The sequence below is a fragment of the Pseudomonas antarctica genome, assembly GCF_001647715.1.
Lineage (GTDB): Bacteria > Pseudomonadota > Gammaproteobacteria > Pseudomonadales > Pseudomonadaceae > Aquipseudomonas > Aquipseudomonas antarctica_A.
Genome location: NZ_CP015600.1, coordinates 3,495,563 through 3,514,918 on the forward strand (window position 1 = coordinate 3,495,563; position 19,356 = coordinate 3,514,918).

Sequence of the window (19,356 nt, forward strand, 5' to 3'; positions counted from 1 at the left end):
ATTTTCTGACAGGCAGGCGTCAGAAAAACATCTGCTTATCCTTTTGCACTCCAACTACTCACTACGTCCCTCACACACTGCTTTGAGCCCAAGCATTGTAGTTGGAGTAGGCCCCAAATGAGATACGGTGCTAACGAGCATATTGGCGTCTTTGTCTCCTTCTAAATGGTAATCCGCACCACCACAGGCCTTTTTAGCCTCTTGATTAATATTTTCCAATAGCCCCGCCCTTGAATTGAAAATACTACCACTGCTGGTAATCATATACTCACCCGGTGCAATTTTACTGGCATCCGTCCACGTGCAACCTGTCAAATGCAAAGCAACGAGGCCGACCAATATTAATTTTTTCAATTTCACAACCTCACGTAGATTACTTATTTGAAGGCCATTTTTTCTTCGCATCATTTACGCAATTGAACATCACACTTACCACCCAGACACCTTTATATTAATTACTTTAAAAAAGTTCTGAGAAAATCAAACAACTCTACCGCCCTTTTCCAGCTCTCTTTGTCACACTTCAAAGTACGAGGCAAAAAAAGGGGAGAGATTTATTTCTCAAAAACGCCGCAAGGAACCCACCCTTGGCCGTCACGGCGGGGACGAACGCCGAAAGCACCTCGGCGCTGAACTTGACGATGAAAAAGATCAGCACCGCGACGCCAGAGTCGATGATTCGGGCCAGCAGGCGACGGCCAATGCTGGCTAGAATGGTCGGCCGTTTAGCGGGGGCAATTGCGTCCATACAGTGTCACTCCGGCTTATGTAAACAGCAACAACGGCCGAGCTCAGCGCCCGGCCGCCTCAAGCGCTTTTTAACTTACTTGCTTTCTTTTGCCACGGTACCCAACGACGCGTCCTTGACCAGATAGCGGCCTTCCACATCGCTCAGCACTTTGAGGCTGTTGCGCGCCACGGCGAAGCCCATTTCGACTTCCTGCTTGAGGTAAACCACCTCACCGGCCTTGACGTTGATCGGCATGTCAGCCCAGTTTTCAGCTTTAGAACTGATCACGTGCTGACCCGGCGTCACGAAGAAATAAATGTACTGGTTACCACGGTTGTAACCCATCTCCGAGTCGGCTTCCTTGTCATCCAGGAACACGTTGAACCGCACCATCATCCCCACGTTGCTTGGGCGTACGACATACACCAGGCCTTTATCGGCGACCGCGGCCTTGGGCAACGAGTAGTTCGCCACGTCAGCCTGCATCTTCTCCACCGACGGCGTCGAGGAGCAGCCAAACAGCGTGGCCAGGGACAATACAACAGCAGCTTTGCAGAACAGCTTGATCATGTACTTCTTCCTTGTGGTGTGACGGTAGAGCGGGTTGAGAGCGCCGGCGATTGGCCGGCGCGGGTTCTTTGATGCGTTTAATCATCGCCAGGGTATCGGCCTCGGGGACGAATACGTGAAGCGTTGTGCGTGGGCCAGCACTTTGATGCCTTGCGGGGGTTTGGGCGCGGGGCTTGTATTCCGGCCCGTCGCCCATATGGCGATCAGGTTTGGCGACCTGACAAGAGAGTACAAAAGCAACCCGCTTCTTTATTTAATTTTCCGAGGTCCTTTGTTGCTTAAATAAATCTGTCCCCATTTCGCCTTCTATTTATTAAACCATGTTCTTCGGGATTGAAACTCTCCGGCCATATAGTTTGATCATCGTACGAAGCCCCCTCCAGATTACACTGATCCAGCCCGACAACAGTGACGTCCGCACCTGAAAACTCAACGTCTCGAAAGTCCCCCCAACTACGGTGGCACCTTTTAAGCTTGCCAGGCTAAAGTCAACCTTAGAGAAATCAGAACACATAAGTAAAGATCCAGAAAGGTTAACCCCTCTCATTTTGGATCCGATCAATATCGCATTAACCAATGAAACATTTATCATTCTCGCATCATTCAATACAGAAAAATAAAATACAGAATTCCTCAAATCACAACCTGTAAAGTCGGCCTTACTAAAATCTAAGCCCTCAAATATCGCACGATGAAAACTAATACCTTTAAGATGCGCACCAACAAAGGTTTCAATAGAAAGCTCTAGGCAGTCACCTGCCTCAAACCTTACTGTAATCATCTGTCATCCCAGTCCAAAGGTGAAACTTCAAAAAAACAGAAAAAAACAGCGGTTAGACCACGTTTAGTGCTCCGTTAGAAGAATAGTGGTCTGACCCCATTTTTTCATAAATTACATTCCATGATGATGTTTGACATTGAGATCGTACTGCTTAAGAGTCTGCTCAAATTTAGCTCTGACCTCAGGCGCCCAGCTCTTCCAGTAGTACCCACTAAACTCATTAGCGATTACCGCCCCGTTGGGCCCTCGCCGGAAGAATAGTGGTCTGACCCCATTTTTCCTTCAACTCAAATAGGGTGCAAAACACCGGCGCAAGGCCGGTGTCGATAGTGCTTGATCAAGTTGGGAATATTGAAAACTACATCTGTCGAATATTAGATAAAAAATCATAAAATTCTTTTTCTGTCATCTCAAACTCTGGCCCTTCGACCATTGCCATTAGTGACAACAACGCAATGTCTAAATCTTTTGCGAGAGAAAGGTTTGGATCTTGGTAAATATCAAGTGCCTCTTTTGATATTTTAAAAATATCAAATCCATCAGCAACTACTCTTCCAAGTCTGTCAGCCACTATGTCTTCCATGCTCATTGTTGCCCCCAACTCTTTAGCTCTGCTCCGGTCGGAGGGTAGTGCTGAGCATCAACCGTCTGCCCATTAATACTTTTCGGGTGGACACGGATTACTTCTCCTGCATGGTCATAGCTTTCCATCCATTGCCTCGTACTGCCCGTTTTAGGATCAAACTCCGTGGCGAAAGAAGCGCCCCGAGTAGGTCCTTCTGTCCTTGCAGGAACCTCTTGTGTGTAGTAACGAATACGGCCATCAGGCAGTGTTCTAGTGACCGCTGCTGTCTCTTGAGCTTTTTGTAGTCCTGATAGTTTCGCTCTCAATGCAGCTTGGGCATTTGCACTTGTGGCTTCAGTAGCTACAACTTCTCCCGTTGTAGCAGTCGCTTTTGCTACCGTCAACTCAGCCTTAACAACCTTAGCAGTGACCTTTTCGACGAGCAAGGCCCCGCTTTTGAGCGCTCCCCCAACCCCTGTCCCTAGCGCCACCACGTCGCTTATCAGCGTCCCGGCTTCACGCCCTGCGTTAAACGATCCACTCGCCCCGGCTCTTTCATACTCCGATTCCAGATTGTCAATTCGTTCGATGTAGGACTGCTTCATGGCGTCCGAGACATTACCCAGCACATCCCCACTTTCAAGCACGGATCTCAACGCCCGATACGTCTGTATCGGGCTGCCGGCAACTTCCAAGATGCCCTTGACCGTATCAAGTAGCCCTTCCGGCACGCCAACCACTGCCCCACCCGCAAAGCTGGCGTCCTGCCCGGCGTCGATCAATTCCCACTTCGTATTGATCCTGAGTCTTTCTAGTGCATCTTCGCTTTCTGCCAGCTCTTTCGCTCTCTGAGACTTTTGATGCTCGCCCAGGTAGTTGTACTGCGTAGCATTCTTCGCGACCCAAGCCCCCTTCTCCATGGCGGCCGCATCTGCGTCCGTCTGCCCCGCCGCCGCCAGCACACCGACAATCTGCGAACTCATCGTCAGCAATTCTTCATTGCCTTTGACCAGAGTATTCAGATGAGTAACCAGCGCCTCATTCGCCCCCGCAGCCAGCGCACCGGTTTTGAAGTCGCCGCCCGTAGCCTCAGCCAGCAAACCACCGACCATCGCGTGAATCGCAATTTTGGGTGCCGATCCATCGGCAACTACATCTTGGGTGTAATTACCCACCAGGTTGAAACTCGCTGCCGCCAATGTATTGAACAGCGCGCCTTTCAACGCATCGCTAGCGCTACCGCCCTGCCCCAGCGCCTTGCCCAGCAGCATGGATGTGCCGCTTTGCAATGTCTGGTTGGCAGCAAATTTACCGACACCACTCCAAGTATTCAGCAGACCTGGCGTCGTAACTTTCCCAGTGATTGTGTTTGTTTGAGTCCCCGTCCAATCACCAAAATAAGCAGCGGTCAGGCCTGCTGTAGCACCCGCAATCACATACCCCTTCATCGCATCCGAAGAAGTCACATCCTTAAGCACTGCGCCCAGGTTGCCGCGATTATTGACGACGCTGACGCTTGCGTTGGTGGAGGCTCCCGACGCCACAGCCCCAGCTACCGCCCCTGCCGTACCGCCACCCGCTGCAGCTGCCGCCATAGGCCCAACCACCGCCGCCATCACAATCGCAATAATGATCTGCGAAGCCGGCCCCAACCCCGAGTTGCTGTACTTGAAGCTGTCATGAATCTCCTTGACCTGCCTCCAGTCCACATCGCCTCGTGCCTCGGCGTCCTTGATCCACGCCAACTGGGGATCGGCCTTGACCATCGCATCAATGGATTGGCTAACGGTCTGTTGATTGACCTGATTGACGTCAATCTTCAGGCCTTCGACCGCCTTGATCGCGATGTTGCCTTCAGCAACCATTTGGGTCTGGCGCAACGTCTCGTCGGTGTTGCCCTTGCCTTTGGAAGACACCCAGAAGGCATTGTTATTGCTCTTCTCATGACTCTCCTGCCGCAAATCCTTCACCGCCTCAAACGTCACCGCCCCACCACTGACAATCGCAATATCCCCGCCACTGTCGAGCTTCGCCGCTTGATACTTCTGGTCCCCACCGCTCTGCAACGTCAGGTCGCCACCGGTCTTGATCTCACTCCCCACATTCGTCACCTGGGTGACTTCATCACGCTGGGTTTTCTTGCTGCCCCAACCGCCCTTTTTGCTCATGTCGTACAACGAATAGCTGCTGTCCTGCGCGGCCAGCAGTTGCAGTTCGTTGTCGGCGTGTACGTAGGCTTCGTTGCCGGCGCTGATTTTGCTGGCGACCAGGGTCAGGTCGGTGCCGGCGATGGCGATGAGGTCGCCGCCGGCTTTGAGTTCGGCGCTTTGTTGGGTGACGGTGTCGAGTTGGGTGGTGGTTTTGGTGCCGCCTTTTTTGCCTTTGGAGTAGTCGTGTTGCTCGTTGGCGGCGGCGGCCAGGGTCAGGTTTTCGCCGGCTTTGACGCTGAGGTCTTTGGCGGCGCTGACGGTGCTGGCGACCACGGCGATGTCGCGGCGGGCGTCGATGGCGAGGTTGCCGCCCACGTCCACGTTCGAGCCGTATTGCAGGGTGGTTTGCTCGGTGCCTTTGACGCGACGGCGTTGGTAGGCGTAGTCGTCCTGTTCAGTCTGGCTGGCGATCACCACGTCGCGCCCGGCGGTCACGCTGGCGTTGCCACCGGCCTTGAGGTCGCTGCCGATGTTGAGCACATCGCGCCCGGCGTTGAGCTTGAGGGTGTCGGTGGCTTCGAAGCGCGAGGCGTCGCTGGCCACGTCGTTGCGCAGTTGGTAGCCGTCGCCTTGCTGTTTAAAGGTGGTGACGGTGCGCTCGTTGAGGATGTCGCCGGTCACGGCGGTGGCGCTGATGTCGCGGGCGTTGATGATGCCGCCACGGGTGTTGCGGATCGAGTCGGTGGCGAGCATTTCCAGGCGGTTGCCGGCTTGCATCAGGCCGCTGTTGTCGATGTTGCCGGCGACCATGCTCAGGTTGTTGGTGGCGCGCAGGGTGCCGCTGTTGTGCAGGTCGCCGCCGGTGATCAGGCTCACGTCCTGGCCCTGGATCAGTGCGCCGTTGGGTGCCAGGCGGTTGTTGGCCTGGGCTAGGTAGAGCACTGGGGTCAGGACTTTTTGGCCGTTGACCTCGGCTTCTTCCATCCACACGATGTCGTGGGTCAGCGCCGCGACTTGTTCGGCGCTCAACGACACGCCGAGTTGCAGCTTGAGCGAGTCCTTGTAGCTGATGGCGTTGTCCATCAGGTAACGGAACAACGCGTCGTCACTGGCGATGCCGTCGATGTAGCGCTGGCCGGTGCGCGCCACCACGGCTTCGCGGATCAGGCGTTGCTCATAGAGACCATCGCCCAGGCGTTTCCAGGCGGTATCAGGGTTGTAGCCCAGTTTGCCCAGCAGGTAATCGGAGCTCATGAACTGCTTGAGGTCGGTGAGCGCCGGGTTGGTTTCGATCAGGTATTTGTGGCTGTTGTCGACCGCGGCGATTTGCGGCAACCCTTGCACGCGGGTTACCGACGGCGCGCGGCTGTCCAGATTCAGCGGGCCCTGGCCATTGACTGCGCCGCTGAGTGGCTGGCCATCGACGCTGAAACCACGCTCTTGCACGGCGCTGTAGTCCAGCGGTTTTTCGCGGTCTTTGTCGGCAATCTGGCGGCCGCCGACGCTGAAGTCGCCATTGCCCGTGGAGGCGCTGGCGGCGCTGTCTGCCTTGGCCTGTTGGCCGCTCAAACGGAACAGGCCGTTCTGGCCGGTGGGCAGGCTGAAGCCGGGCAAGGTGGCCGGGTTGACTTGGCGCTGGGCCAGGTCTGGCGGCAGTTGCGCGGTAATCGCCGGTTTCACCGTGGAGGCGAACACGTCGGAGTTGGTGTTGTGGTTTTGCGCCGGGGCCTTGATGTCGGTGGCGTTGGGGCGAATCACGCTGTTGTCGATTTTTTGCGTGGCGTTGACCGTCACCGATCCAGCCGCCTGAATCACCGCTTGGGCAATAACGCTGCCGGCGGTCGGCACCACGTAGGTGCTGGTTTCGTAGAAGTTACCGATGCCGGCCATGATCTTGGCCAGGGTCATCTCACCTGGGCGGTAGTCGCCGGAGTTGGGGTTGTTATAGACGTTGAACTGGTTCTGGCGCTCCATGAAGGTGTTGTAGAAGCTGCGGTCACGGGTATAAAAGCCCGAGTTCAGGTGCACTTCTTCGCCGCCGGCCGCGCCACGGTTGGTCAGCACGTCGGTGTTGATCAGGATGTTCTTGGCGGCAGACACCGAGCTGTAGAGGTTATCGAAGGTCTGGCTGCCGACGGTCAGGTCGCCACCGGCGTTGATGAACGCCGAGGCCGAGCTGCCGACCAGCACGTCTTCGTATTTCTCTACGGAGGTGAAGTACAGCTCGCAGCCTTTGCCTTTGCAGAAGTCGTTGGAATAGATATTGAGGTTGCCCGAGACCAGTTTTTTTTCCGTGCTGAACTGGTCGCGGCGGTTGCTCAGGGTGTCGGCCAGCAGGCGCATGTTGCCGGCACTTTCCAGGCTGCCGGAGAGGTTTTCGATCAGGCTGCTGCGCGCGCCCGCATCGTCGCGGGCTATGTCCAGGCCGCCGAGGCTGTAGAAGTCGCCGTAGCTGTTGCGCACATCGTTAGCGCGCAAGGTCATGTCGTTGCCGCTGAACAGCAGGCCCCTGTCGCTGAGCAGGTGGGTGGCGTTGAGGCGGACTTTTTCCGCGCCGCCCAAGGTGCCGTAGTTGTTCAGGGTAGTGGCGTTTACCGTGAGGTCGCCGAGGGCGGTCAGGCGCCCGCGGTTGGTCAGGGTGCTGCTGTTGACCTGGGTGACCGCGCCGCCGGCAATGCGGGCGTTTTCGCCCAGGTCCATGCTGGCGCTGGTGAGGGTCATGGCGCCGAGGCTGCTGACCCGGCCGTTGCCGCTGTAGCCGCCGCTGAGCGTGAGGTTGAGGCTGCCGTCACTCGCCAGCAGGCCGTCGTTGGTCCAGGTGTCGCCCGTGCCGGTCAGGCTTTGTGCGCCCAACAATTGGCCGCTGGCGGTCTGGGTGAATTGGCCGATGTCGAGGTTCAAGCGCCCGGCCTGGATCACGCTGCTGTTGGTCCAGCTCGCTGCCTTGATGTCCAACTGGCCGTTGGTGACAAAGCTGCCGCCGGCACGGGTGACTTGATCAGACGTCAGGTCGAATTTGCCGCTGCCGGTGTGCACGATACGGCCACCGTTGTTGTCGAGGTTGCCGGCTTGCAGGTTGAGATTTTCGTTGGCACTTTCCAGCGCGCCGGAGCGGTTATCCAACAGCCCTGACACGTTGATATCGGTGTTGCCCGCGCGGCCCATGGCGCGCAGGTTGCCACCAGCGTTGTTGAGGGTTTGCGCGGCAAGGCGCAGGGTGTCGTCGCTTTCGATCAGGCCGAAGCGGTTGCTCAAGGTGCCGGTGAGGCCGAAGTCGATGCTGCGGGCGCCGACCTTGCCGCCATTGTTGGCCGCCGTGCCCTGGTTATCGAAGTCTGCGGCGGTGACCTTGAGCAAGGTGTTGGCATACACGCCGCCGCCCTGGTTGTTCAGGCTGCTGGTGACAATGCGGTTTTCACCGCCCAGGGCGGACAGGTGCCCCAGTTGGTTGAGCACACCGCCCTTGGCGTCGATATCCAGCGATTGCGCCTGGGTGATGCCGCCGCCGTTGTCGAACAGGCCGCTGACCAGTTTGATCCAGCCTTTGCCGCTGTTGAGGATGCCGCCGCTGGTGTTGGCCACATTGGCCGCGTTCAGGTCCAGGTTGCCGCTGAGGCTGTCGACTCGACCGCCCTGGTTGTTGAGGGCGCCGCTGAGGCGCAGCAGGTTGTCGGTCTGGCTTTGTAAGGTGCCCTGCTGGTTATCGAGGGTGCGTGCGGCAAGTTCCAGCTTGCCCTTCTGGCTGTAGATCAGGCCGTCTTGCTGGTTGTTGACGTCACCGGTCAGCAGTTTGATCAGCAGGTCTTGCTGGCTGGCGAGTGTGCCTTTACCACTGTTGTCCAAATCGCCGCTGGCGAGGGTCAGGTCGAGCCGGTTTTGGCTGACCAGTTGGCCGCCACGGTTGTCGAGGCTGGCGGCGTTCAGCAGCAACGCGCCGCCACTGGCCAGGCGCGCGGTGTTGGCGTTGATCAGTGCACCGCTGAGGGTGCCTTGCAGGCTGCCCTGGCTGATCAGTTGGCCGGCGCTGTTGTCCAGGCTCTGGCCGATCAGGTTGATGTTGGCCGCGCTGATCTGGCCACCACGGTTGAGGATCTGGCTTTGGGCGTGGTTGAAGCCCAGCAATTGGCTGGAGGAAATCAAGCCGTTGTTGCTGTTATCCAGGCGCCCGGCAATGCTGAGGCCCACATCGCCCTGACTGGAGATGATGCCTTGGGCGTTGTTGAGGCTCGCCGCGCTGAGGGTTTGCAGGCCCTGGCTCACCAGAGCGCCCGCCGCGTGGTTATCGAGAGCGCCGCTGAGGTTGGCTTGCAAGCTGCCGTTTTTGCTCGACAGCGTGCCTTCGGCGCTGTTGTCGAGGCTGCCGCCGGCCACGGTCAAACCGTTCCAGCCGGAGATCAGGCCCTTGTTGGCGTTGATCAGGGTGTTCGCCTCGACACGCAGTTGATCGGTGCTAAGGATGACCCCGCGATCACTGTTGTCGATACGCTGGGCCGCCACGCTGAACCCGATATTGCTGGAGATTTCGCCTTGTTCGCGGTTGGTGAGGTTAGCCAGGCGCGCAAAGCTCAGCGGCCCTTTGGCGCTGATCAGGCCGGCGCTGTTGTCGAGGTCGCCGCCTTGCAGGTCGATGGCCACCGCGCGTTCGCCGATCAGGCGGCCCTGGCGCTGGATCAGCTGTTGCACGACAAGTTGCAGGTTGCCCTTGGCCGAGACTTCACCGCCAAGGCTTGAGTCCACATGCTGCCCTGCCAGGCTGAGGTCGCCCTGGCTGTTGATCAGGCCTGCGGTGTTGTCGAGGTTGGCGACGTTCAGGCTCAAGGCCTGTTGGCTGCCAATCACGCCGTTGCGGTTGCTCACATCGGCCGCCGTCAGCGTGAGGTTGCCATCACTGACCAGTTGCCCGCCCTGGCTGTTATCCAGCGCGCCGGTGCTGAGGGTTTGGCGGGTACCGGCCGAGAGCCGGCCTTTGTCGCTGTTGTTCAATGCGCCCGCCGTTGCATCCAACGTGGTCGCAGCGCTGATCAGGCCCTGATTACGGTTGTCCAGGGCGCCAGCGACCTTGAGGTCCAAAGCGCCACGGCTGGCAATCGCGCCACCGGCCTGGTTGTTAAGGCTGCCCGCCTCCACCTGCAAGAGGTTCTCGGCCGACACCACGCCTTCGACGCTGTTATCCAGCGCCTGGGCGATGCGCACCTGCAAGCTGTCGCCACTGATGACTTTGCCGCCACGGTTATTCAGCGTGTCGGCCGCCAACAGGAATGATTGCGTGCTGGAAAGCTCGCCGCCCTGGCTGTTGTCGACGCTGCCGAGGTTGCGCAGCAGTAATTGGCCAGGGGTGGCAATCAGGCCGTGGTCACGGTTGATCAGTTGCCCGTGGTTCAGGTCCAGGTCGATGCTGGTATTGCTGACCAGTTCGCCGCGGTCATGCTGGTCCAGCCCGGCGAGGTTTGCCTGCAGCGTGGACTTGGCGAAGATCGAGCCTTGCTGGCTGTTGTCCAGTTGCCCGGTTTTAAGCAGGATCCCGGCGTCACTGCTGATACTGCCGCGCTGGCTGTTGTTAAGGCCCGCGCTGCGCAGGTCAAGCTGTTGTTTGGCACTGATCACACCGGCCTGGCTGTTGTTCAGCGTGCGGGCATTGAGCGTTAACGCGCCGTCACTGAGTAACACGCCCTGCCCTTGGTTAAGCAGATCGCCGCTCAGGTTGACGTTCACGCCCGTTTGGCTGATGACCCGCCCGCCCAGGCTGTTGTCCAGTTGCCCGCCGTTCAATTGCAGGCTTTGGCGCGCCGCCAACAGGCCTTTGTTCTGGTTGAGCAGGCGTTGCACGGTCAGTACCAGGCCGCCGTCACCAATGACCTTGCCGCCACTGTTGGTGAGTTGATCGGCACCCAGCCGCACGCGGGCCTGGCTGGAGATTTCACCCTGCTGGTTGAGAATGCTCGGGCTGTACAGGTCTACGCCACGGGTGGCGGCGATGAGGCCGCCGTTGCGGTTATCCAGGGCGGTGCCGGTAAAACTCAGCACGCCTTCGCTGACCAATTCGCCAGCTTGTTGGTTGAGCACGCCGACGGTTGCCAGCAGGTCGCCCTTGGCGCTGATCCGCCCGGCGCCGTTTTCGATTTGACTGGCGCTGAGGGTCAGGCCGCCGTCGCTGCTCAGTCGGCCGCCAGTGCTGTTGTTCAGGCTGGCCAGTTCGATGCGGGTATTGGCCTTGCTGCTGATCACGCCCTGCTGGCTGTTGTCGACGCTACCGCCGGTAAGGGTCATCGCCCCGTCGGCAATCACCAGGCCGCCCTGGTTGGCGAGCGTATCGCCGTGCAGTACCAGGGTGTTTTTACTCGATACCAGCCCGGCCTGAGCGTTGTTGAGTTGGCCGACGCTAACCTGTTGCGCGCCCTGGCTGATCAGGTTGCCTTGATTGTGGTTATCAAACAGCCCGGCAATGTTCGCGGTCAGGTTGCCCTGACTGGCGACAGTGCCTTGGCCGCTGTTGTCCAGGCTGGCCGCCTGCACGGTCAGCAGGCTGGTGGCCGAGAAGATCCCCAGGCGGTTGTCGATGGCGCCGCTGGCGAGCACAGTGAGGTTGGCGCCCAGCAGTTTGCCGGCGCGGTTATCCAGGGTCGTGGCGGTAACGGTGGTTTGGTTGGCGGAGATTTCGCCTGCCTGGTTGCTCAGTAGGCCGGCGGTTACGTGGGCCTGTTGTTGACTGGCCAGCAAGCCGTTTTCATTGCCCACTTGCCCGGCAATGAGCGTCAGGGAATTGAGGCCGATCACGCGGCCGTTCTGGTTTTGCAGGGTCGCCGCCGTGACGTCGGTGCTGTTGTCGCTGTGCAACACACCACCGGCGCGGTTATCCAGGCCCGTGGCATTGACCTTGAGGGATGCCGTGCCCAGCACGCGACCGCCACGGTTATCCACTTGGCCTGCGCTGACCACCGCGCTCGCGCCGCTCAACGTCGCGTTCTGGTTGTCGAGGTTGTGTGCAGCCGTCACCGTCAGGGTGCGGCTGGCAACCACACTTTGGGTATTTTTAAGGCTGCCCGCGGACACGCTGACATCGCCGTTGGCATTGCGCGTTTCATCGGCGTTGACGCCAGCCTCGATAATCCCGGTGTTGGTGACCTGGCCAGTGCTGGCCAGGGTGACGCTGTCGCGGGCGGCGAGGCTTTTCTGGTTGACCAGGCCTTGGGCGCTGGTGACCTGCACGCTGCTGCCGGCGTAGACCTTGTCGGTCAGGTTGACGCTCTGTGCGGTGACCTTGATGTTGCCGGTGGCGGCGGTCTGCGCCAGGCTCAAATGCCCATTGGCATCCAGTTGGATATCGCCGCCGCTGGCCGCCAGTGTGCCGTCGAGTTTCACGCCCACGCCGGCTTCGGTGCCCACCAGTTTGATCGCACCGGCGTACATGCCGCCCAATGCCGACGAGTCGATCGCCAGTTCCGGCTTGGCGCTGCCGTCATCGGCACGCGCCGTCGCATTCAAGGTCTGCGCGTTAACGTCGTTGCGCCCGGCGACCACGGTCAAGTTGCGCGCGTTGATCTGGGCATTGATCTTGGCCGAACGGGTGATGATTTCGAAACGGTCGACATTACTGGCGTTCAAGCCCTGGCCGTCGATGGTCACGGCGCCGCCATCGACCTGGTAACGGTCCAGACGGCCGTTGTCGAGCACCGGTTTGCCGGTGGTCAGGGTCACATTCGGGGTGTTGATGAAACCGCAGCCGCTGCAGGTGATGCCGTACGGGTTGGCCACGATAACCTTGGCCGACTGCCCCGCCACTTCGGTGTAGCCGCGCAATTGGCTGGGGCTGCCGCCGTTGACTTCGTTGAGGATGATGTTGGCGGCGCGGCCTTGCAGGTTCGGGTTGCCGAGGATAATCCCGCCCAGTTGGGTCGATTGGGTGCGGTCGGTGGCGTTGTTAAGGATTACGCCATTGGTGCCGACGTTGTAGTCCTTGAACTGGTTGTGGGACAAGCCACTGCCATTGGGTGCTGCGATGTTTACGATCGGCACGCCATTGCCCGCCGCGCCCAGGCTGGTGCCCGGGGCGCTGACCACGATGCCTTCGGCATTGGCCAACAACGGCTGCCAGAACAATGCATTGGCCAGGATCAGCGCCAGCCCGCGTTTGGGCAGGCCGATGAACGAGTCACGGCGTTTCAGGGCAGCAGAAGGCTGGCGAGCGAGGAAGGCAAACTGGCGAACATCCATTTCAAATTCTCGATGCAACTGGGCGTTGAATTAGAGGAAAAAATCCATGCGAAAGTAGATCGGCGCTTCGCGGTCAAGCAGCGCGGCCGGTCGTTCCAGCGAGTGGGCAAAGGTCACGCTGGTGCTAACGTGCTGGCCACGGGCGAACAGCTCAAACGAATTGCTCGACACCCGGCCATGCACTTCCCGGTTGTAGCGAGCGTTACGGATAACACCTTGGTCATAGCCGACACTGGCGCCGTATTCGCCGAACACCGGGCGCAGCCAGTCGAGCGTCACCGGGCGGCTCCAGCGCAGGTCATTGCGCCAATAGCCGCCGCTGTCGCCATTGAGCTGCTGGTCTTTGAAACCGCGTACCGATGAGGCGCCACCGAGGCTCATGCGCTGGGGGCTGAACAACACGTCTTCACTGCGTTGGCCGGTGGCCAGGCTGATAAAACTGAAAGACTCGCCCCACAGCTTGAACGGTTGCAGGTAGCTGACGGTGGCGGTGTATTTGCGGTAGCGCGCGTCCGGCACGCCAGGCCCCGGGTTGTGATTGCCCTGGGCGTCGAAGGCGCCGGTGCCGTTCTGCATACCGACGTCGAGGTTGACGAAGGCGCTGCCAATGCGACGCCCATGGTTGATGCCCAACTGCAACTCACTGAGGCGATTGCTGCTCTCTTTGAGGTGGTTGTCGTTGATGTAGTTGTTGGTGCGCAGGTGGGCCAGGCCAACGTTCACCGAGGTTTTGCTCAGGGCGTCGCGGTGGATCACGCGCTCGGCGCGCAACTGGTGGTTTTGGCTGTCGCCGGTTTGCTTGAAGTCAAAGCCGTCGCCTTTGGCCACTGAGCGGTAATCGCTCTGGTTGTAGCTGTAACTGAAGTTCCACCAACCCCACGGCACGTTGTAGTAGAGCATCGCGTTTTTTGAGGTTTTCTGGTGGTCGCTGATGGCGTCGTGGCCGCCGCGCAGCACCAGTTGATCAGCCAGGCCCAGCGGGCTATCCCACTCAAAGCCGGTGCCCCACTGCTGCTCGCCGGTGCTGCGCTGCCCATCGTTATTGCGCGACAGGCTGGCACGCCAAGGTTTTTGCGGGTTGTTCTTGACCAACACGGTACTGCCGCCAACAGCACTGCCCGGCGTCAGTTCCATTTGTGCCTGGTTGGAAGGCAAGCGATTAAGCTGATCGATGGCTTGCTCGACTTCTCGCAGGTTGAGCAAGTCACCGTTGTTGCCGGGAAAGGCCATGGCCAGTTCGCGATCGGACAGCTTGCTGTTGTCGGCGCCTTTTACGCCTTCAAGTTTGCCCTCCACTACCAAGACTTGCAGACGACCACTGGACAGGTCTTGCTGCGGCAAGTAGGCGCGGCTGGTGACCAGGCCTTTGACGATGTAATAGTCGGTAACGCGCTTGAGTAGTTGATTGAGCTGGGAAACGCCCAGGCACTGATCAACATAGGACTTGAGCAGGCGCTCGCGCTCAACGCCAGAAAGGCTGTCGGCACCTTTGAGTTCGATGTGCTGGATGGGGAAACAGCGGGTGTCCACCGGGCCGGCGGGAGCCACCGGGTTTACCTCTTTGCCAGGCAGGTCCTTGAGTTCTTCAAGACGCCGTTGTTGTTCTTCCAACAGGCGGTTTTGCCGGTCGCGAATCAGGTCCTGGTCGCCAGGATTGGTCGCGGCAAAGGCGCTGTCAGGGGCACTAAGGCACAATAACGTCAGGCACAGTAATGGCCGAGTCCATGGCGTGAGCAGGTACATATTTCGTTCCGTCGAAAAACAATGGCGGCAAGCTATCATCGAACCTGGAGCATGCCAAGATTCTGGCAACCGTGATATTTACGTTAGAATATTTATTAAGCTATTGATTTATAATCACTTTTTTAATTTATCACTTTAAACAACCATTACTATTTCAGATGAACGGCAAATGACAAGCACTTGACACTCACAAAATAATAAAAATTTAAATAGGAGATCGCCTAGGATTTGCGCGAAACGTCTTAAAAAACACAAACAGTAACAAAGTTACTCTCACATTCCGCCGTTGCGGCACCTCAACTTCAAGTGATGAAGGGCATCCACTGGAACACCCTAATGTGTTCCAGTGCGACGCCTTAGCGTCGTTAGTGCTCCAACGCATACCGCCGACAATGGTTGAGATAACCCTGCTCATGGCTACCGACCAACTGCACCACACTGGTCCATAACCACGACGGTGCATCCAGTTGTTTAGAGCGGTTTTCCTGCAATGTTGCCATCCAGTCCTTGCGCGTCTCGCGGTCCATCTGCCGTGCGTGGGCAATGCCGACTACGCGGGCCAGGTATCCGGCGGCGTGCATGGCGTCGGTCTCGCTGAGTTCGTCCAGCTCCAGCTTCATGTCCTGGGGCAGCAATTCACGGATGAAAAAACCATGGTCGAGAAAACGCGTCGCGATCATGCGCCCACCCAGGCCCGGTGACAGCTGGCGGGCGCCTTCCACCACACGCCGGCCATTGTCGCGGGGCATCTTGGCCCGTGCTGCGCGGGGTGCGGCAGCGCCGACGGCTTCCTTGATGTCGATCAGGCAATACTCCTGATCGTCCTTGTCGCCTACGCCCAGCAGCGCCGCATAGCGCAACAAGCCCAAGGAGCTGCAACCCTTGACCCAATAAGCCGAGTCCAGCAGCTCAACCTTGGCGTCTTTGGGCCGGCCTTTGAGTGAGGTGACCAACTGATGAAGCTCATCGGAGGCGCACAACGTTTGCAAGGCGCTCTTCTCTGCCCGCGACAACGACCAGAAATGCTTGCCCAGTGGAATCGTCGGCCGTGCATTTTCGATGCGTTCACGCGCCAGGTTTTTCCAGGTGCGCTCCACCGCGCTGCGCATGCCGGCCTTGACCTGGGAGGGGCGTGGCGGCACTTCGTCGGGTTCGTCTTTGAAGGCTTGCTCGTAGCCCACCATCATTTCTTCGAGCATGCGCGCGGTGGTCACCCCCGGCAGGTCCGAGCCGCGCGCGGCGGTGGCCAGGGATAAAGCCAGACGCACCAGGTCGTGGGCCGGGTTGCCGATCACGGTCTGGTCAAGGTCACGTATATGCATGTCAATGCGGCCCTTGTTGTCGCCGGTAGGCCCCAAGTTACCCGCGTGACAATCACCACAAATCCAGATCGCCGGGCCGTGGGGCAAACGGCGGCCAGGGAGACTGTGCAGCCATTCATAGAACTGCACCGTGCTGCCACGCACGTAGGCGTGGGCGGAACGCGCCATCTTCAAGTTGCGCAATTGCGTGAGGTGGGGCATGCGGTCGGAGGGACGCGGGGTTTTCATGGGTGAACTCGTGACGAGGGAGACAGTAGAGGGTAGCCCGTCGAGAATGTTTCATTTTGTTTCAAGGAAAAATCTCACTGCTGTTGTGCACACTCGGTCAGCCAACTTTTAAACGCTTGCATTGCCGAGGTTTCAGCCCGCGACTGCAAGCGCGTCAGCCAATAACTGCCAGTGGTGATGCCCACATCGAACGGCTGGCGAATCACATCCGTCGCCAGTTGCCGCGAGAACATCATCGCTGGCGCCAGCGCCACGCCGATGCCTTGCAAGGCTGCCTCCATCATTGCCAGTGAGGAGTCGAACACGATATTGCGCGGTACCAGGGTGTCGGCCGGCAGCCCGGCGGCCTGGAACCACAGGTTCCACTCATCGGCGCGGTAGGAGCGCAGCAAGGTATGTTTGAGCACATCGGCAGGTGTGTGTAATTGCTCGGCGAGTGCAGGCACGCACAATACCGTCAACGATGCTTCCAGCAGTTGGCAGGCCTCGGTGCCATGCCAAGCGCCTGCGCCAAAACGAATAGCGTAATCCAGACCTTCGGCGGCGACGTCGACGCGGTTGTTATGGGTCGACAGTCGCAGGTCGATAAACGGATAGCGGCTCTGGAACTCCGGCAGGCGCGGCAACAACCAGCCGACGGCAAAAGTGCCGACCGCGCCCACGGTGAGCACTTCGCGGTAATGCCCGCCCTCGAACTGGCCTAAGGTATGTGCAATACGGTCGAAGGACTCGCGCAACACCGGCAGCAGGGTTTCGCCCTCACTGGTCAGCATCAAGCCGCGTGGCAGGCGCTTGAACAAGGTGACATTCAGTTGGGCTTCCAGGCTTTTGACCTGATGGCTCACCGCCGCCTGGGTCACACACAGCTCAATGGCTGCCCGGGTAAAGCTCAAGTGACGGGCCGACGCTTCGAATGCACGCAGGGCATTGAGCGGCAAGTGGGAACGCAGCATGGCTTACCCCAAATTTTTCTAATGGCTGGTGCGAGATATCATCGTTTGTCGAAGGGGCAAAATCCACTTAGATTTGCGGCGCCTGCGCAGGCCTCGATTGTCAGAGCATCATTTATAGGGAAGCGAACCACCATGAACCACACACTACAAAAAATACTGATATCGGCCTTATTGCTCGGCTCCGGCACCTGCATGGCAGACGCCGATATTCGCCAGGTCGTCGACACCAGCGTCGTACCTTTGATGCAACAACAAGGCATCCCCGGCCTGTCCATCGCCGTGGTCAACAAAGGCAAGGCGCAATACTTTAACTACGGCGTAGCGAACAAAGACACACAACAGCCGGTGACCGAGGACACCCTGTTTGAAATCGGTTCAGTGAGCAAAACCTTCACCGCCACCCTCGGCGGCTATACCCAGGCGACCGGCAAGCTCAAGCTCTCGGACAAGGCCAGCGAGCACCTGTCCGCACTGGCCGGCAGCGCCTTCGACCAGATTAGCCTGCTGCAACTGGCGACCTACACGCCAGGCGGCTTGCCCCTGCAGTTTCCCGACGCCGCCGACAGCGCCGAGAACATGCTGGGCTACTTCCAGCATTGGAAACCGACTTACGCACCGGGCGCGCAACGCCTGTATTCCAACCCGAGCATCGGGCTGTTCGGCTACCTCTCGGCGCAAAGCCTTGGCCAGCCGTTCAACGTGGCCATGCAGAAAACCCTGCTGCCCAAACTGGGCTTGACCAACACCCACGTCAGCGTGCCCGCCGACAAATCCGGCCAGTACGCCCAAGGCTATGACAAGCTCCAGAAACCCGTGCGCGTGAGCCCTGGCGCACTCGACAGCGAAGCCTACGGCATCAAGACCAGCACCCAGGACCTGGCTCACTACGTGATGGTGAACATGCACCCGCAAACCCTGGAAAAGCCGCTGCAACAAGCCATCGCAGCGACTCACGCCGGTTACTACACCGTGAACGGCATGACCCAGGGCCTGGGTTGGGAACGCTACCCCTACCCGATCACGCTGAACGCATTGCTGGACGGCAACTCCACGCCAATGGCAATGGAGCCGCACAAGGTCACTTGGCTGACACCCGCACAACCGCAGCCGGCCAATGTGCTCTACAACAAAACCGGCTCAACCGGTGGTTTTGGGGCGTACGTGGTGTACGTGCCGAGCAAGGACATGGGTGTGGTGATTCTGGCAAACAAGAACTACCCGAATGCTGAGCGGGTCAAGTTGGCCTATACGATCTTGAGCGCGATGGACCACTAACGCCTGGCAAAAACCAAATGTGGGAGTGGGCTTGCTCGCGAATACGGTGTATCAGCCACCGATGTGTTGACTGACACGCCGCCTTCGCGAGCAAGCCCGCTCCCACACTTGGATCTTTATTGTGATGAGATTCGTGTACACACCGAAGCCGCCAAGCACTTCGATCTCGCCGACCTGCGCCTGTTTATCCATATCGCCGAATCCCCCAGCCTGAGCCAGGGCGCCAAGCGTGCGTTTCACTCGCCGGCCGCTGCCAGTGCGCGGATCAAGGCGCTGGAAGGCCAGTTGGATACGCGCCTGTTGTACCGCGACAGCCGTGGCGTGGAAATCACCCCGGCGGGCGATCGGTTGCTGCACCCTGCGCGGCTGATCATGCGCCAGGTGGATTACCTGAAAAGCGAATTCACCCAGTACGGCGTGGACTCCGCGGGGCATATCCGCATCTTTGCCAACACCACGGCGGTGACCGTGTTTCTGCCGGGGGTGCTGACGGGCTTTTTGTCCCAGCGCCCGGGCGTGACCGTCGACCTGCAAGAAACGCCTGTCCCGCGATATCGTGCGCGGCGTCCTGGATGGCACCAGTGACATAGGCATCATTGCCGAGCCGTTAGAAGCCGCGGGCTTGCAGGTGCTGCATTTCAGCACGGATGAGCGGGTGTTAATGGTCCCGGTAGACCACCCGCTGGCCAATCAGCCCTCGGTGAGGCTGGACGAGCCCTGGACCATTCGCGAACGCAGTATCCTGGTGCGTGAACTGGAAACACTGCCGAGCACCCTTCGGGCGTTGATTGCCACATTGATGCCGCAAAGCGCCTAAGCTCAACAGTC

The 19,356-nt window shown here is 59.0% G+C and carries 10 protein-coding genes and 1 pseudogene; 2 read left to right on the top strand and 9 right to left on the bottom strand.

Annotated elements, in window-relative coordinates; genetic code table 11:
* Window positions 1–54: 54 nt before the first annotated feature.
* From A7J50_RS30750 to A7J50_RS15845, 9 genes are all read right to left on the bottom strand, one after another.
* Window positions 55–360, bottom strand: a complete 306-nt coding sequence (locus A7J50_RS30750; protein WP_208604437.1) for a hypothetical protein — start codon at window positions 358–360, stop codon at window positions 55–57.
* A 163-nt stretch (window positions 361–523) separates the two neighbouring features.
* Entirely contained in the window at window positions 524–748 is a 225-nt protein-coding gene (locus A7J50_RS15810; RefSeq protein ID WP_064452660.1) for a hypothetical protein, read from the bottom strand.
* Window positions 749–823: 75 nt separating this feature from the next.
* On the bottom strand, window positions 824–1,216 hold the full coding sequence (locus tag A7J50_RS15815) for a DUF2846 domain-containing protein (protein ID WP_169876735.1): 393 nt from the start codon (window positions 1,214–1,216) through the stop codon (window positions 824–826).
* A 397-nt stretch (window positions 1,217–1,613) separates the two neighbouring features.
* Window positions 1,614–2,081, bottom strand: a complete 468-nt coding sequence (locus A7J50_RS30755) for a pentapeptide repeat-containing protein (protein WP_082895904.1) — start codon at window positions 2,079–2,081, stop codon at window positions 1,614–1,616.
* 358 nt (window positions 2,082–2,439) lie between these two features.
* Window positions 2,440–2,670 (bottom strand): hypothetical protein, encoded by a 231-nt coding sequence (locus tag A7J50_RS15825; RefSeq protein ID WP_064452663.1) that lies wholly within the window; start codon window positions 2,668–2,670, stop codon window positions 2,440–2,442.
* On the bottom strand, window positions 2,667–13,007 hold the full coding sequence (locus A7J50_RS15830; RefSeq protein ID WP_082895905.1) for a filamentous hemagglutinin N-terminal domain-containing protein: 10,341 nt from the start codon (window positions 13,005–13,007) through the stop codon (window positions 2,667–2,669). Before A7J50_RS15830 ends, A7J50_RS15825 begins: the two co-directional genes overlap by 4 nt.
* 30 nt (window positions 13,008–13,037) lie before the next feature.
* A complete protein-coding gene (locus tag A7J50_RS15835) occupies window positions 13,038–14,750 on the bottom strand; it encodes a ShlB/FhaC/HecB family hemolysin secretion/activation protein (protein ID WP_064452664.1) in 1,713 nt (570 codons plus the stop codon).
* Between the two features lie 365 nt (window positions 14,751–15,115).
* Complete coding sequence (locus tag A7J50_RS15840) at window positions 15,116–16,300, bottom strand: DUF2252 domain-containing protein (protein ID WP_064452665.1); 1,185 nt, start codon at window positions 16,298–16,300, stop codon at window positions 15,116–15,118.
* A gap of 74 nt (window positions 16,301–16,374) precedes the next feature.
* The gene (locus A7J50_RS15845) at window positions 16,375–17,253 is read right to left on the bottom strand and encodes a LysR family transcriptional regulator (protein WP_064452666.1); all 879 of its coding nucleotides are present in this window, start codon (window positions 17,251–17,253) and stop codon (window positions 16,375–16,377) included.
* Between the two features lie 132 nt (window positions 17,254–17,385).
* Here A7J50_RS15845 and ampC point away from each other — a divergent pair, with 132 nt between their 5' ends.
* Both ampC and A7J50_RS15855 read left to right on the top strand, forming a co-directional pair.
* Complete coding sequence (gene ampC / locus A7J50_RS15850) at window positions 17,386–18,528, top strand: class C beta-lactamase (RefSeq protein WP_064452667.1); 1,143 nt, start codon at window positions 17,386–17,388, stop codon at window positions 18,526–18,528.
* Window positions 18,529–18,657: 129 nt separating this feature from the next.
* A pseudogene (locus A7J50_RS15855) lies at window positions 18,658–19,345 on the top strand (LysR family transcriptional regulator).
* Window positions 19,346–19,356 lie beyond the last annotated feature (11 nt).

What these genes read in the sequence shown, in the direction of transcription:
- A7J50_RS15810 (WP_064452660.1), bottom strand. Translation starts at nt 748, where the DNA reads ATGGACGCAATTGCCCCCGCTAAACGGCCGACCATTCTAGCCAGCATT.
- A7J50_RS15815 (WP_169876735.1), bottom strand. Translation starts at nt 1,216, where the DNA reads ATGCAGGCTGACGTGGCGAACTACTCGTTGCCCAAGGCCGCGGTCGCC.
- A7J50_RS30755 (WP_082895904.1), bottom strand. Translation starts at nt 2,081, where the DNA reads ATGATTACAGTAAGGTTTGAGGCAGGTGACTGCCTAGAGCTTTCTATT.
- A7J50_RS15825 (WP_064452663.1), bottom strand. Translation starts at nt 2,670, where the DNA reads ATGAGCATGGAAGACATAGTGGCTGACAGACTTGGAAGAGTAGTTGCT.
- A7J50_RS15830 (WP_082895905.1), bottom strand. Translation starts at nt 13,007, where the DNA reads ATGGATGTTCGCCAGTTTGCCTTCCTCGCTCGCCAGCCTTCTGCTGCC.
- A7J50_RS15835 (WP_064452664.1), bottom strand. Translation starts at nt 14,750, where the DNA reads ATGTACCTGCTCACGCCATGGACTCGGCCATTACTGTGCCTGACGTTA.
- A7J50_RS15840 (WP_064452665.1), bottom strand. Translation starts at nt 16,300, where the DNA reads ATGAAAACCCCGCGTCCCTCCGACCGCATGCCCCACCTCACGCAATTG.
- A7J50_RS15845 (WP_064452666.1), bottom strand. Translation starts at nt 17,253, where the DNA reads ATGCTGCGTTCCCACTTGCCGCTCAATGCCCTGCGTGCATTCGAAGCG.
- ampC (WP_064452667.1), top strand. Translation starts at nt 17,386, where the DNA reads ATGAACCACACACTACAAAAAATACTGATATCGGCCTTATTGCTCGGC.